The organism is Kribbella sp. NPDC056861 (assembly GCF_040687575.1).
Taxonomy (GTDB): domain Bacteria; phylum Actinomycetota; class Actinomycetes; order Propionibacteriales; family Kribbellaceae; genus Kribbella.
Genome location: NZ_JBFBNQ010000003.1, coordinates 715,636 through 730,564 on the forward strand (window position 1 = coordinate 715,636; position 14,929 = coordinate 730,564).

Genomic DNA, 14,929 nt, shown 5'->3' on the forward strand with positions numbered 1-14,929 from the left:
CTGCTCCGGTGGGGGACGAGCTGGCCGAGAAGTGGCTGAACACCGGAGTACCGAGCTGGCTCTACCGCTGGCTGATGCCGATCGCCTGGGTGGCGGCGATCGTCACGTCGGTGATCGGCTCCGATCGGCCCTGCTCGGTGGAGGATCCGGCGTTCTGCGGACCCGACCTGACGTACTCGCTGGCCATGATTGCTTGTCTGGCCTCACTCGCGTGCTGGTGGCGGCTCCCCAGACTGGCCGCCGTCGCCGGGCTGGTGTTCATGGTCCTCGACCTCTGGTACGACGACGCGCAGTCCGTGAAGACGGCCTGGACGATCTACGGCGCCGGCTGCCTGGCGATCCTCGTCGCGCTGACCTGGAGCCGGTTGCGTCGCTGGGAGCTGCTGTCGCGGGTTCAGCGGGTGCCGGTGGTGATCGGCCCCGCGAGTCCGGTCAGTCCCGTGATCGCCCTGGTCGCAGTAGTGGGCCTGGTGGCCGCCGGGTTCGCAGCACTCGGGGTCATGCGCTGGCAGCTCGACCAGGAGCAGGTGCACCTCGACCGGGCCGTCAAGGCGACTGCCGTGGTGGTGGGCTTCAAGGACGATGAGCTCATCCTGGAGCTCCCCGACGGCAGTAGCCGCAGGATCTCGTCGCTGGACTCGCATGACAAGGGTGATGAGCTGCCGGTCCTGGTGGATCCCAGGGACGCCGACTGGGTTCGCCTCCAAGCCGAGCTCGCCGACTACACGCCCTGGTCGACAGTGGCCGGTGGTGCGTGGCTGATCGCCCTGCTGGTACTACGCCGACACCTGCTACTCCGACGCGCGCGACCTCGGCGTACCTGGTCGGCGTCCGGCCTGCCGGTGTGGATCGAGCCGGACGGGTCGATGGGCTTCAGCGTCCTGCCGGCGGAGGGCAGTGAGCGAGTGCTCGGCTTCATCGCGCTGGAACTCGACGACGAGGAGGCCGCCGATCGGTTGAGTGCCGCGTACGGCGTACTGGAGGGCTTCGGCGAGGAGGAGGATGACCCACCGCCGCCCGCCGCCGCGCGGCTGGAGTGGAGCATGGTGCTGGCCGGCTACCGCGGGGAGGCCTTGCTGGTGGGCGATCTGACCGAGGGGGCCTGGCCCACCTTTGTGCTCGGTGAGCAGATCCTCCGCCCGGCGACGCCCTTCCGGACACCCCGGCGGTCGCCGTGGGGAACGGAGGAGCCAGGCCTGCGGCTACTGGATCTGCCGCCCGACGACGAGCCGGAGCCGGACGCGGAGCCGGACCCGGACGCGGAGCCGGAGCCCGTGCGGCCGGAGCCGGTCGCAGTACGGCAGGACCTGCCGTGGCAGCTCCCGTTGTCGCCACCTGATCGGTGGAATCTCGTGGAGAGGTTCCAGCGGGTGGTGGTGACGTCGACCGGTCTGCGGATCCGGACCGGCCTCTTCACCCGGACCATCGACTGGCGCGACGTCGAGGTGGTGGAGATCGAGGAGGGCCTGGTGACGCTGACCACTGGTAAGGCTTGGCACGTCATCGCGCGCATCCCCGAGGACCGGCTGCTGGAGGTCGCCGGTGTGTTCGAGACACTTCGGCGCCAGGCGATCAGCTGAGGTCGGAGCACCAGGTGTCGCGGTAGGTCGCCCAGTGCTCGGGGGTGGCGGCGAAGTCGACGTACAGGGCGAGGCCGAAGTTCTCGCGCTTCGAGGTGCCGAGGCCCAGCTGGGCGCCGCGGATGGCGGCCTGGACGGTTTCGGCGGAGCCGCGGTGGGAGAAGTTGTCCTCCCAGTAGAAGGGCAGGCCCATCAGCAGGTCGACGTGCGCGGGGGTGACCTCCAGCGCCATCTCGGTCTGCTGCGCGACGTAGCCGCCGTACAGGGATTCCAGTGGGGTCCAGGTGTCGTAGGACATCACGGCGATCTGCTCGACCCGGCTCGCGACGGCGCCGAAGTACTCCTTCGTCCACCACTTGCTCATCCCGGTGACGCCGACCAGCAGGCCGTTCATGCCGGGAGCCGGGTTGAGCTGGGCGGCGGCGACCGACAGCGGTACGCCGCGGGCGGCGGTCATCACGTGCACCTGGTCGAGCAGAGCCAGGAAGCCCTTGGAGCCGGAGCGGACCGGCTCCACATCGAAGTGGATGCCGTCGAAACCCTGGTCGAGAACCTGCTCGGAGGAGGTGTTCACCCGGCTCCGGACGGCGGCGTCGTCCAGGTCCATCCCGGGGTTCTTCTCCGGCTGCAGGACGTCGCCGAGCCAGGCCTGCACGCGAACCTTCGGCAGCGCTCGGTGGACGGCATCGGTGAACCACTTCGCCTTCGGGGCAACTGTTGCCAATGGCAACGAGCCGTCGTGCTCGAGTGGGCCGGTGTGGACGTAGAGGTCGCGGATCCCGGTGCCCTGCAACTGCTTGGCCAGCGCTGTGACGTCGGCGTCGGTCTTCCGTCCGTCGACCCAGGCGTGGCCGAGCCAGATGGCGTCCTTGCCGCGGCTCAGCGCGGTCGCGTCGCCGGTGTAGGCGAGCCGGAGCGAGACCGCCAATGCGCCCAATGGCAAGGGGATCAGCAGGACGAAGGCCAGTGCCAGGCTGATCAGCACCCGCCGTCGACGCGACCAGGACTTCCAGCGCTTCACGAGGTGCTTCCTGTCCGTAGACCGTCGTAGACCAGCCCGAGCATCCGGCCACGAGCCTCCGGAGTGAGACCTGTCGCGGTCGCGCCCCGGGAGCAGCCGACCAGCAGCGCGTAGACCTCGGGGAAGCCGGCATCACGTCGTACTGCGCCCGCTTGCTGCGCTCGATCGAGCAGTACTCCGAAGGCCTCGCGCATCCCCGCGCCGGCCTGCTTGGCTGCTTCCCCGGCGACGGTCCCGGCGGCGCTGAGTGCCTCGGCGATGGCCAGCTTGGAGGCCGACTCGGACACCACCTGGGTGAAGAACCCGAAGAACGCGGCGCCGGCGTCATCGTCGCGCGACAGGTCGGCGGCGCGGTCACGCAGCCGCTCCAGCCGATCGGTCAGCACCGCCTCGAGCAGCTCGACCTTGGTCGGGAAGTGCCGGAAGACCGTCGCGATCCCCACCTCGGCGAGCTTCGCGACCTCATCGGTCGAGGCGTTCGGCGACTGGCCGAACACGTCCTCGGCGGCAGCCAGGATCCTGGCCCGGTTGTCCCGGGCATCCGCACGCAACGGCCTCATCGCACTCCTAGCTGTGGTCGGCACCCGACAGCCTAGGAGACGCCGGAAATCCTCCAGAGGTTGTAAACGGAGTAATCACTCCATGTCTTTGACGGCCTGATGACTCCTGAAGAGCTCTACATCGACCACATGGCGATGGCGCGGGCGCGTGGCCGGCTGGACGAACTCATCGCGGTGCTGCGGGAACCGGCTCCCGCGCGGGATGCGTCGTAGTCCCAGAAGCGCAGAAACGGCCCCGATCCCTGGCAGTGAAGCCGGATCGGGGCCGTTCCCAAGGAGCGCTGGCGGTCAGCGATCGCCCATCGGGACGTACTGGACGCCGCGGGCGCCGGTGTAGATCTGCTTCGGGCGCGCGATCTTCTGGTCGGTGTCGGTGAGCGACTCCGACCACTGCGCCAGCCAGCCCGAGGTGCGCGGGATGGCGAACAGCACGGTGAACATCTCCGGCGGGAACTGCAGGGCCTCGTAGATCAGGCCGGAGTAGAAGTCCACGTTCGGGTAGAGCTTGCGGGAGACGAAGTACTCGTCCTCCAGCGCGATCTTCTCCAGCTCGACGGCGATCTTCAGCAGCGGGTTGATACCCGTCACCTCGAACACGTCGTCGGCGGCCTTCTTGATGATCTTGGCGCGCGGGTCGTAGTTCTTGTAGACCCGGTGGCCGAAGCCCATCAGCCGCTCTTCGCCGTTCTTCACGCCCTCGATGAACGACGGCACGTTGTCGACGGTGCCGATCCGGCGCAGCATCTTCAGCACCGCCTCGTTGGCGCCGCCGTGCAGCGGGCCGTAGAGGGCCGCGATGCCGCCGGTGACCGCGGAGTACGGGTCGACCTGGGTGGAGCCGATCGCCCGGACCGCGTTGGTGGAGGCGTTCTGCTCGTGGTCGGCGTGCAGGATGAACAGGATCTCCAGCGCGCGCACCAGCCGGTCGTCGGCGGCGTACTTGGGCTCGCTCATCTTGAACAGCATCGACAAGAAGTTGGCCGCGTAGCTCAGCTCGTTGTCGGGGTAGACGTACGGCTTGCCCTGCGCGTGCCGGTAGGCGAACGCGCCGAGCGTCGGCATCTTGGCGATCAGTCGGCGGATCTGCAGGTTGCGCGACTCCTCGTCGAAGATGTCGCGCGACTCCGGGTAGAAGGTGGACAGTGCGCCGACCGAGGCCAGCAGCATGCCCATCGGGTGCGCGTCGTACCGGAAGCCCTGCATGAAGGTCTTCAGGTTCTCGTGCACGAACGTGTGATACGTCACGTCGTGCACCCACGCCTCGTACTGCGTCTTGTCCGGCAGCGCGCCGTTCACCAGCAGGTACGCGACCTCCAGGTAGTTCGACTGCTCCGCGAGCTGCTCGATCGGATAGCCGCGGTACTCCAGGATGCCCTTGTCGCCGTCGATGAAGGTCACCGAGGAGCGGGTCGAGGCGGTGTTGACGAAGCCGGGGTCGTAGGTGGCCAGGCCACCGTCTCCGTCGGATGCGCTGATCTGCTTGAGATCGGCGGCACGGATGGTGCCATCGGTGATGGCAAGGTCGTAGTCCTTGCCGGTCCGGTTGTCCCGGACGGTGAGCGACTGTTCGGTCACAATGCCCTCTTCGGAAGCTGGCGCATCGCCGGAGTGAGTGAGGGTCATCGTCGCCGGCGGGACGCGGATCGGACTGCAATCTTCACCGCTAAACTAGTGCGGACCGTGGCTGCTTCCAAGCCGGGGTCTCCTACCGGCTCAGGCTCGCTTTGACCCCGAGGCGTCCGCGCCGGTATTCTGGGCTGCTGTTGTGCGTTCCTGGTCCTCGCCGGTGTGATTGCGGGCCGCTCGCCGACGTACCAGTTCTAGTTTTGTCACCCTCTGAGAAACGAAGGTCAACGACCGTGCGCACGTACAGCCCGAAACCTGCTGACGTCACCCGTGAGTGGCATGTGATCGACGCCACCGACGTCGTGCTCGGTCGGCTCGCCGTCCAGATTGCCACCCTGCTGCGTGGCAAGCACAAGCCGACGTTCGCGCCGCATGTCGACGGCGGTGACTTCGTCGTCGTCGTGAACGCGTCGAAGATCGCCCTGTCCGGCAACAAGCGGACCGACAAGCTCGCGTACCGCCACTCGGGTCACCCGGGTGGTCTGACGGCCACGCCGGTCGGCGAGATCCTCGAGAAGGATCCTCGCAAGGCCGTCGAGAAGGCTGTCTGGGGCATGCTCCCGAAGAACCGTCTGAGCCGTCAGCTGCTGGGCAAGCTGAAGGTCTACGCCGGTCCGGAGCACCCGCACACGGCCCAGCAGCCGAAGCCGTTCGAGATCACCCAGATCGCTCAGTAGTAGCGATCGACGAGCCAGGTAAACGAGGATTCACAGCGTGAGCGACATCACCACCGAGACCGAAGCACTCGACACCGAGGTCCCCATCGACACCGAGGGCCCGGTTGCCTACACCTCCGAGACGAACCCGAGCCCGGAGCAGCGCGCCGAGTCCGGTCGCGTCGCGGTGATCAACCCGGCCGGTGCGACCGGTCGCCGCAAGGAAGCCGTGGCGCGCGTCCGGCTCGTTCCGGGGACGGGCACCATCACCGTCAACGGCAAGCCGATCGACGTGTACTTCCCGAACAAGGTTCACCAGCAGCACGTGAACGAGCCGTTCGTCGTGGCCGGCCTGGAGGGCTCCTACGACGTCATCGCCCGGATCAACGGCGGTGGCATCACCGGCCAGGCCGGTGCGCTGCAGCTCGGGATCGCCCGCTGCCTGAACGCCGCGGACGAGGAGGCGAACCGGCCCGGACTGAAGAAGGCCGGTCTGCTCACCCGCGACGCCCGCATCAAGGAGCGCAAGAAGGCCGGTCTCAAGAAGGCCCGTAAGGCTCCGCAGTACAGCAAGCGCTGATCACCTGATGTCGCGTTTGTTCGGTACGGACGGAGTCCGTGGCCTGGCGAACGTGGATCTCACCGCGGAGCTGGCGCTCGACCTCTCGGTCGCGGCAGCTCACGTACTCGGCGAGGCCGGTGCCTTCGAAGGGCACCGGCCACGCGCCGTTGTGGGGCGGGATCCGCGAGCCAGTGGTGAGTTCCTCGAAGCAGCCGTGGTGGCCGGTCTGGCCTCCGCCGGCGTCGATGTCGTCCGGCTCGGCGTGCTGCCGACCCCGGCCGTCGCCTACCTGACCGGCTCGACCGGTTCCGATCTCGGCGTGATGCTGTCGGCCAGCCACAACCCGATGCCCGACAACGGCATCAAGTTCCTGGCCCGTGGCGGGATCAAGCTCGACGACGTGATCGAGGACGCGATCGAGGTCCGGACCGGCGAGGAGTGGCAGCGTCCGACCGGCGCCAAGGTCGGCCGGGTGCTCGACGACGGGCAGGGGTTCGAGACCTATGTCTCGCACTTGGTCCGGTCGGCCCCGAACCGGTTCGACGGCGTGAAGGTGGTCATCGACTGCGCCAACGGCGCGGCCTCGCTGACCGCTCCCGAAGCGCTGCGCCGGCTCGGCGCCGAGGTGATCACGTACGCCGCCGCGCCCGACGGCCTGAACATCAACCTCAACTGCGGTTCGACCCACATGGAGGGTCTGCGCCGTGAGGTGATCGGGCACGGCGCCGACCTCGGCATCGCGCTCGACGGTGACGCCGATCGCTGCCTGGCGGTGGACGCGGCCGGCGAGTTCGTCGACGGCGACCAGATCCTGGCCGTGCTCGCCCTGGCGATGCGCGACTCGGGCAGGCTGTCCAACGACACCGTGGTGGCGACCGTGATGAGCAACCTGGGCTTCGTCCAGGCGATGGTGCGGGAGCGGATCGCGGTCGAGCAGACCAAGGTCGGCGACCGGTACGTGCTGGAGGCGATGAAGGCCGGCGGGCACAAGCTCGGCGGCGAGCAGTCCGGTCACGTGATCCTCTCGGACCACGCGACCACCGGTGACGGCACGCTGACCGCGGTCATGCTGCTGGCCCGGATCGCCGACACCGGCAAGGGTCTGGCCGACCTGGCCGCGGTGATGACCCGCCTGCCGCAGGTTCTGGTCAACGTTCCCAACGTCGACAAGAGCCGGGCCGGCACCGATTCCGACGTACAGGCCGCAGTGGCCGCTGCCACCGCTCGCCTGGGTGACACCGGTCGAGTCCTGCTGCGTCCGTCGGGCACCGAGCCGCTGGTCCGGGTGATGGTCGAGGCCGAGTCCTCCGCCACCGCCCACGAGGTCGCGCACGACCTGGCCGGCATCGTGGAGACGTCGCTCAAGCTCTGAAGCAAGTCCTGAACCCCCGCTGACGCGCGTCGTCAGCGGGGGTTTTCGCGTTCGGCGATACTCGACGTGAGAACGCTCTCATCATCTCTGCAGCACGCCCCATGCCCGTCAGAGAAGGAGTACCACCGTGAGAATCAGTCGAGCCCTACTGGCGATCGTGACGACGATCGCCCTGCTGTCTCCGATCACCGCCGCCGAGGCTGCCACCGTCCCGAAGAAGGGCGTCAGCACCTGGAACATGAACGGCGTCACCCAGGCCCTGCAGGATTCCCAGGTCAGTTGGTACTACAACTGGGACTCCGGTCGCGCGGGCATCACCTCGCCGGCCGGAGTGGAGTTCGTGCCGATGATCTGGGGGCCGAACCACGTCACCGACCAGCGCCTCAACGAGGCCAAGAGCTCCGGTACGACGTTGCTCGGCTTCAACGAGCCGGACATGGCCGGCCAGTCCAACATGACCGTCGAGCAGGCCCTGAATCTCTGGCCCCGGTTGCAGTCGACCGGACTGCGACTCGGCAGCCCGTCGGTCGCGTATGGCGGTGACCGGGCCGGCGGCTGGCTCGACCGGTTCCTGGCGGGCGCCCGGTCCCGCGGCTATCGCGTCGACTTCATCACCCTGCACTGGTACGGCTCCGACTTCAGCGACGCGGCGGTCGGGCACCTGAAGAGCTACATCGACGCGGTCTGGAACAAGTACCACGTGAAGATCTGGCTGACCGAGTTCAGCCTGATCGACTGGAGCACCGGGACCGCGCGCTATCCCAGCCAGGCGCAGCTGGCCCGCTTCGCCACCAACTCCGGCGCGATGCTGAAGGCACACGCCGCGGTCGAGCGCTACGCCTGGTTCGCGCTGCCGACCGACCGCTCCGGCACTGGCCTCTACAACGGCGCCACTCCCAACGAGGTGGGCCGCGCCTACCGGGCCCTCAGCTGACCCGGTCACCGGGGTCGATGCGATGCAACTCCGCCTCCTCTGCTTTCCGTACTAAGGGGGACAGAGGAGAGTGGAGGCACGATGCAGGATCGGGATCGGGACTACGTCGAGTTCGTCGAGACGTCGAGTACGACGCTGCGCCGGACCGCCTACCTGGTCTGCGGCGACTGGCATCGTGCCGACGACGTGGTCCAGGACGCGCTGTACAAGCTGTACCTGTCCTGGTCCAAGGTGGATCGCAGTGGCAATCCACTCGGCTACGCCCGCCGCGTCGTGATCAACGCGGCCCTGGACAACGGTCGGCGCCCCTGGCGCCGGGAAGTGCCGACCGACCGTCCACCCGAGCTGCCCCGGACCGATGATCCGGCCGGCACCCAGGCCGACCGCGACGAGGTCCTGACGGCCCTGGCCGAGCTGGCCCCGAGGCAGCGAGCCTGCGTAGTACTGCGGTACTACGAGGACCTCTCGGTCGACCAGACCGCCGAGATCCTGGACTGCTCGCCGGGCACGGTGAAGAGCCAGGCCGCCCGCGGACTCGAAACTCTCCGTCACGCCATCAACCGGACCCGCTCGACCGGGCGGCTCTCGTGAAGGAGAACGACATGCAGGACGACCAGGAGCTCGGCGCCGAACTCCACCGCTTGGCGGCCACCGACCCGCTGGCCCCGATCGACGCGACCATCCTGCTCGAGCGTGGCCGCCGGGGTCGTCGCCGGCGCAGGGTGTTCTCGGTCGCCGGTGTGACGGCCGGAGTCGCCGCCATCGCGCTGGGCGCCACGCTGTTGCCGGGCGCGGGCGTCGGTGCTGTCGATCGCAAACCGGAGGTCGCGGCGACGTCGCCCCAGACCGCCCAGGCGCTGTTCACCCCATTGCCCGGGGTGCCGCAGGGGGAGTCGGCTCTGGACAAGATGCCTGAGCAGGAAGCCCTTCGCCGCTGTGCCCTCCGCTACGGCCAGCAGAAGCTGAAGAAGGTCCAGCCCAATCTCTATCGGGCGGCGATGACGATCCCGGGCAGCTACGAGAAGCTGGGAACGCCGAGGGACACCTGCAAAATCCCCGGTGACTCGCGACCGACGGCCACGGCGATCGCCAGGATGAAGGTCGATCCGGTCCGCTCAGCTGAGGGGCAGCTGCTCGCTTGCTCGGTGGCCTTGTGGCACGACCTGACGAAGTGGCGCGTGGTCGCTACCGCGCCGATCGACGACACCAGGATCAAGGTGCTGGCCGTCTCCCCGACCGGCCGCAGCGCTGCCGACTGCGAGCTGACCCTCCCCGTCACCACCGGTCGTTCCATCGGCGCCTCCTCCGCGACGATCTTCACCGAGGGCTTCTCGCGCCAGTACACCTTGCGGGGCCTCGCCGCGCGCGGCGGCGGCAGCAAGTGCCGGACCGAACGCTGCACCGGCTGGGTCTATGTCAACGCCGGACGGATCGACCCGGTCATCACCCGGGTAGTGATCAAGGCCGCGAACGGCCGGACGCACGAGCTCACGATCACCAACGGCTGGTTCAGTCTCTACTGGGGGAACGGCGATCGGCTGGCCCGGATGGATGCCACGGTGACCGGCTACGACGCGGCCGGGAACATCGTCAGCTCTGTCGACGTCGGCCGCTGAAACATCGTTCCAGCGACGAGAACGGTGTATCAAGCGGTAGTTTCCCCTTGACCAGGCTCCCATGCGTGGGTAACTTTCGCGTGCGGGAGCCTGGTTGTAATTCAATTACCTTGAGGGGTCGGTCATGTCCGCCTTGCGCCGTTTTGCCGTTGCCAGCCTTGGTCTGGCGACCATCGCTTCCCTGACGCCGGGTGTTGCCGTCAGTGCGCCACCGCCCGAGCCGAAGACGCCCGCCGCGTTCACGAACCTGCAGCAGGCCACCAAGGCGCTGCAGGGGATGACGCTGGAGGACAAGATCGGGCAGCTGTTCGTGCTGTTCGCCTACGGGCCGGACGCCGCGACACCGGATGCCCGCAACACCACCCTGTACGGCGTGAGCACGCCCGCCGAGGTGGTCGCGAAGTACAAGCCGGGTGGCTGGATCTACTTCAACGCGCGTGACAACGTGCAGAACCCGACCCAGCTCGCGACGTACTCCAACCAGCTCCAGCAGGCCGCGCTCAAGACCGGCCTGCACCTCCCGCTGACGATCGCCACCGACCAGGAGCAGGGCGTGGTGGTCCGGATCGGCCCGCCCGCCACCCAGTTCGGCGGCAACATGGCCCACGGCGCGACCCGCAACACCGCCGACGCCCGTACTGCGGCCGGCATCACCGGCCGTGAGCTGAAGGCGATGGGCATCCGGCAGGACTACGCCCCGGACGCCGACGTCAACGTGAACGCGCTCAACCCGGTGATCGGTGTCCGCTCGTACTCCAGCGACCCGAAGCTGGTCTCGGACATGACGGTCGCGCAGGTCAAGGGCTACCAGAACGACGCCGGTATCACCGCGACCGCGAAGCACTTTCCGGGCCACGGTGACACCGCGACCGACAGCCACACCGGCCTCCCGGTGATCAACCACTCGCTGCAGGAGTGGAACACGATCGACGCGCCGCCGTTCAAGGCCGCGATCAAGGCCGGCATCGACTCGATCATGACCGCGCACATCGTGGTTCCGTCGCTCGACCCGTCCGGTGACCCGGCAACGCTGAGCAAGCCGATCCTGACAGGCGTACTGCGCCAGCAGCTCGGCTTCAAGGGCCTGATCATCACCGACGCGCTGGAGATGGCCGCGGTCCGGGCGAAGTACGGTGACGCCGAGGTGGCGGTCCGGGCGATCGAGGCCGGCGCCGACCAGTTGCTGCTGCCGCCGGCGCCCGACGTGCAGTTCAAGGCCGTCGTCGACGCGGTGAAGTCGGGCCGGATCAGCGAGCGCCAGATCAACGAGAGCGTGCTCCGGGTGCTGCTGCTGAAGCTCAAGAACGGCGTCCTGTTCCAGCCGTACGTCGACCCGGCCAAGGTCGTCAAGACGGTCGGCACCCCGGCCAGCCTGGCCACCGCGCAGAAGATCGTCGACAAGTCGGTCACGCTGGTCAAGAACGACGCCGCCGCGCTGCCTCTGAGCAACACCCCGCGCAAGGTGCTCGTCACCGGCTGGGGAGTCACCACCACCCAGGCGCTGGCGACCAGCCTCACTGCCCGCGGCGCGACCACCACGGTCGCCCAGACCGGCGCGACGCCGACCGACGCGGCGATCACCGACGCGGTCACCAAGGCGCAGGCCAACGACGTCACCGTGGTCCTCACCCAGAAGGCCTGGGACACCACGGTCACCGACAAGCTCGCCAAGCAGCAGAAGCTGGTCAAGGACCTGCTCGCCACCGGCAAGACCGTGATCGTGGTGGCGGTCCGCGACCCCTACGACATCGCGTACTTCGACGCGGCGCCGACGTACCTGGCCACCTACGGCTACGCGGCCGTCTCGATGGAGTCGCTGGCCAAGGTCCTGTACGGCGAGATCAAGCCCACCGGCAAGCTCCCGGTCGACATCCCGGTCGCGGGTCAGCCCGCCACGCCGCTCTACAAGTTCGGCCACGGACTGTCCTGGTGACTCGTACTTCCACGAAGGAGAACCGATGAAGCGCCGCAGTCTGCTCGCCGGCGCGGGAGCCCTCGCCGCCGCCCCGCTGATCGATGTCCAGGGTGCGGCCGCCGCCGCGCCGGCCAAGCACGGCAAGGGCGTCACCACCGGCGCGCAGGCGCTGGCCAAGGACGGCTGGAAGGCGCTGGCCGGCCAGAAGGTCGGCGTGATCAGCAACCCGACCGGCATCCTCGACGACCTCAACCACATCGTCGACACCATGCACGCCTCCGGCAAGGTCAACGTGGTCGCGGTCTTCGGTCCCGAGCACGGCTTCCGCGGCAGCGCGCAGGCCGGTGGCTCCGAGGGTGACCACGTCGACCCGCGGACCGGTATCCAGGTCTACGACGCGTACGGCGCGAACGCGGCCAAGCTCGTCACGCTCTACCAGAAGTCCGGCGTGGAGACGGTCGTCTTCGACATCCAGGACGTCGGCGCCCGGTTCTACACCTACATCTGGACCATGTACGAGGCGATGCTGGCCGCGGTCCAGACCGGCGCGAAGTTCGTCGTGCTGGACCGGCCGAACCCGGTCGGCGGTTACGCCCGCGGTCCGATGCTGAAGCCCGGCTACACCTCGGGTGTCGGCAAGGAGGAGATCATCCAGCAGCACGGGATGACCGTGGGCGAGCTGGCCCGGCTCTTCAACGCGGAGTACCTGCCGCTGGACGCGAACGGCGCCCGGCTCAAGGAGCTGCAGGTGATCCAGGTGAAGGGGTGGAAGCGCGACCAGCTGTTCGCCGACACCGGCCTGACCTGGGTGATGCCGAGCCCGAACATGCCGACCCCGGACACCGCGCTGCTCTACCCGGGCGCCTGCCTGTTCGAGGCCACCAACATGTCCGAGGGACGCGGGACCACGCGGCCGTTCGAGCTGATCGGCGCGCCGTACGTCGACTACAAGTGGGCGCAGGCGTTGCAGGCCAAGAACATCCCGGGCATCGATTTCCGCGAGGCCTACTTCACGCCGTTCATCTCCAAGAACGCGAACGTGCTGTGCGGCGGCGTCCAGATCCAGATCACCGACCCGACCAAGGTCGAGGCGATCGTGGCCGCGACGCACATGATCGTGGAGGCCAAGAAGCTGTACCCCGGTTTCGCCTGGCGTACCGGTGACAACCCGCCCGGGCGCTGGATCGACCTGCTGACCGGATCGGATCGGTTCCGCACCATGCTGGACGGTGGCGCCACCGCGGAGGCGATCGTGGCGGCCTGGAAGAGCGAGACCGACGCGTGGACCGCCCGGCGGGCGAAGTACCTGCTGTACAAGGGAGATCATCGGTGAAACTGCTCCGGCCGATCGCGATAGTCTCTGTCCTGATGCTCACCATGACCACTCCCGCGGTTGCTTCGGGCAACAAATCCGGGCGGTTCGACCACCCGTACGACGGCTACGCGCCGAAGTCCACCCTGCTGCGCGACGCGACCCCGGCCAAGGCCGGTCTCGACCCCGCGCCGATCGACGCCGCGCTGGCCCAGGTGGCCGGCTGGACCCAACCCTCCGGCACCACCAAACCCCTGTACGCCGGCGCGGTCACGCTGCTCGGCCACGACGGCAAGGTGGTCACCAGGACGGCGACCGGCCTGGCCCTCAAGTACTCCGACGGTTCGGGCACCGAGTTGCCGCCCGACCAGCAGATCCCGATGCGCACCGACACCATCTTCGACATGGCCTCGGTCTCGAAGCTGTTCACCTCGATCGTGGTGATGCAGCTGGTCGAGAAGGGCAAGGTCGGGCTGGACACCCCGATCGCGACCTACGTGCCGGAGTTCGCCGAGAACGGCAAGGCCGCGATCACCGTCCGGCAGGCGCTCACCCACACCACCGGACTGCCCGCGTTCCTGCCGCTGTGGCGGGACTACCCCACGCCGGAGCTCAGGCTGAACGCGGCGTTGACCGCGAAGCTGGTCAACCCGAGCGGCAGCACCTATCTCTACAGCGATCTCAACCTGATCTCGCTGGGCGAGCTGGCCCACCGGGTGAGTGGCAAGACGCTCGACAAGCTGGTCGCCGACGGCATCACCAAGCCGCTGCAGATGCGCGACACCGGCTACAACCCCGACGTGAAGAAGAAGCCGCGGATCGCCGCCACGGAGTACCAGACGGCGCCTGCCCGCGGAATGGTCTGGGGCTCGGTACACGACGAGAACGCCTGGTCGCTGAACGGGGTCGCCGGGCACGCCGGCGTCTTCTCGACGGCCGACGATCTGGCCGTGCTGGCGCAGACCTTCCTCAACGGCGGTAGCTACCGCGGCGCGCGGATCCTGAAGACCGACACCGTCACCGCGATGGTCACCAACTTCAACCAGGGCTTCCCGGGCAACGACCACGGGCTCGGCTTCGAGCTGAACCAGCGGTGGTACATGGGTGGTCTGTCCAGTCCGCGTTCGGCGGGGCACACCGGCTACACGGGGACGTCGGTGGTGATCGACTTCGACTCGCGGTCGTTCGCGATCCTGCTCACCAACCGGGTGCACCCGAGCCGTAACTGGGGCAGCAACAACCCTGCCCGCAGGGCCGTAGTACAAGGGTTGGCGTTGTCGTTGGGTGTTGGGCCGCAGCATGGCAAGGATGCCTGGTTCTCCGGTACGACGGATGCCAGTACGTCGACGCTGGCGGCGAAGGTCGCCGTACCGGCTGCCGGCGCGAAGGTCTCGTTCGACCTGTTCGTCGACACCGAGGACTCGGATCTGCTCTGGCTGGAGACGTCCGCGGACGGCGCCACCTGGACCAAAGTGCCTTTCACCGTTCGCGATCGGGGCTCGGTGACCGACACCGACGGGACCATCAGCGGTTCCGGCGATCGGCACTGGCACCAGGTGACCGCGGACCTCGGCGCCGGTGACCAGACGTTGCGCTGGCGCTACACCTCGGATCCTTTGTACCAAGGCCGCGGCGTCTACGTGGACGGTGTGAAGATCTCCTCGGGGCGGCAGGTTCTGTTCGACGGCGAGCGGCATCCGGAGTCATTTACCGCCTCTGGTTGGAGACTTTCGCGTCGATGACCCCGCTCGGTGCTTAATCGCCGTACGGTGGCG

Annotated in this window: 13 protein-coding genes; 10 read left to right on the forward strand and 3 right to left on the reverse strand. The window is 68.1% G+C overall.

The features are described 5' to 3' along the window. Nucleotides 1-8 precede the first annotated feature (8 nt). Nucleotides 9-1,580: a PH domain-containing protein gene (locus AB0P21_RS17320; protein WP_363697660.1), complete on the forward strand. Its 1,572-nt coding sequence runs from the start codon at nt 9-11 to the stop codon at nt 1,578-1,580. On the opposite strand, the gene AB0P21_RS17325 is transcribed toward AB0P21_RS17320, so the two are convergent. From AB0P21_RS17325 to AB0P21_RS17335, 3 genes are all read right to left on the reverse strand, one after another. Next, on the reverse strand, nt 1,573-2,601 hold the full coding sequence (locus tag AB0P21_RS17325; protein ID WP_363697662.1) for a hypothetical protein: 1,029 nt from the start codon (nt 2,599-2,601) through the stop codon (nt 1,573-1,575). The genes AB0P21_RS17320 and AB0P21_RS17325 overlap by 8 nt on opposite strands. Then, nucleotides 2,598-3,161 (reverse strand): TetR/AcrR family transcriptional regulator, encoded by a 564-nt coding sequence (locus AB0P21_RS17330; protein ID WP_363697664.1) that lies wholly within the window; start codon nt 3,159-3,161, stop codon nt 2,598-2,600. Before AB0P21_RS17330 ends, AB0P21_RS17325 begins: the two co-directional genes overlap by 4 nt. A 288-nt stretch (nt 3,162-3,449) precedes the next feature. Beyond that, complete coding sequence (locus AB0P21_RS17335; RefSeq protein ID WP_363697665.1) at nt 3,450-4,736, reverse strand: citrate synthase; 1,287 nt, start codon at nt 4,734-4,736, stop codon at nt 3,450-3,452. A 284-nt stretch (nt 4,737-5,020) separates the two neighbouring features. On the opposite strand from AB0P21_RS17335, the gene rplM reads away from it, so the two are divergent. The 9 genes from rplM to AB0P21_RS17380 all read left to right on the forward strand — a co-directional run bounded on the left by rplM (nt 5,021) and on the right by AB0P21_RS17380 (nt 14,896). After that, complete coding sequence (gene rplM, locus AB0P21_RS17340; protein ID WP_328329334.1) at nt 5,021-5,464, forward strand: 50S ribosomal protein L13; 444 nt, start codon at nt 5,021-5,023, stop codon at nt 5,462-5,464. Nucleotides 5,465-5,501: 37 nt separating this feature from the next. Beyond that, nucleotides 5,502-6,023 (forward strand): 30S ribosomal protein S9, encoded by a 522-nt coding sequence (gene rpsI / locus AB0P21_RS17345; protein WP_363697668.1) that lies wholly within the window; start codon nt 5,502-5,504, stop codon nt 6,021-6,023. A gap of 7 nt (nt 6,024-6,030) precedes the next feature. Further along, nucleotides 6,031-7,377, forward strand: coding sequence for a phosphoglucosamine mutase (glmM, locus tag AB0P21_RS17350; RefSeq protein WP_363697670.1), 1,347 nt, complete (start codon nt 6,031-6,033; stop codon nt 7,375-7,377). Nucleotides 7,378-7,504: 127 nt separating this feature from the next. Continuing rightward, entirely contained in the window at nt 7,505-8,311 is an 807-nt protein-coding gene (locus AB0P21_RS17355; protein ID WP_363697672.1) for a glycoside hydrolase family protein, read from the forward strand. 81 nt (nt 8,312-8,392) lie between these two features. Next, the gene (locus tag AB0P21_RS17360; RefSeq protein ID WP_363697674.1) at nt 8,393-8,902 is read left to right on the forward strand and encodes a SigE family RNA polymerase sigma factor; all 510 of its coding nucleotides are present in this window, start codon (nt 8,393-8,395) and stop codon (nt 8,900-8,902) included. An 11-nt stretch (nt 8,903-8,913) separates the two neighbouring features. After that, nucleotides 8,914-9,927 (forward strand): hypothetical protein, encoded by a 1,014-nt coding sequence (locus AB0P21_RS17365; RefSeq protein ID WP_363697676.1) that lies wholly within the window; start codon nt 8,914-8,916, stop codon nt 9,925-9,927. Nucleotides 9,928-10,051: 124 nt separating this feature from the next. Continuing rightward, the gene (locus AB0P21_RS17370; protein WP_363697677.1) at nt 10,052-11,860 is read left to right on the forward strand and encodes a glycoside hydrolase family 3 protein; all 1,809 of its coding nucleotides are present in this window, start codon (nt 10,052-10,054) and stop codon (nt 11,858-11,860) included. 25 nt (nt 11,861-11,885) lie between these two features. Further along, nucleotides 11,886-13,175, forward strand: a complete 1,290-nt coding sequence (locus AB0P21_RS17375; RefSeq protein WP_363697679.1) for a DUF1343 domain-containing protein — start codon at nt 11,886-11,888, stop codon at nt 13,173-13,175. Between the two features lie 35 nt (nt 13,176-13,210). After that, the gene (locus tag AB0P21_RS17380; RefSeq protein WP_363697681.1) at nt 13,211-14,896 is read left to right on the forward strand and encodes a serine hydrolase domain-containing protein; all 1,686 of its coding nucleotides are present in this window, start codon (nt 13,211-13,213) and stop codon (nt 14,894-14,896) included. The last annotated feature ends 33 nt before the right edge of the window (nt 14,897-14,929 follow it).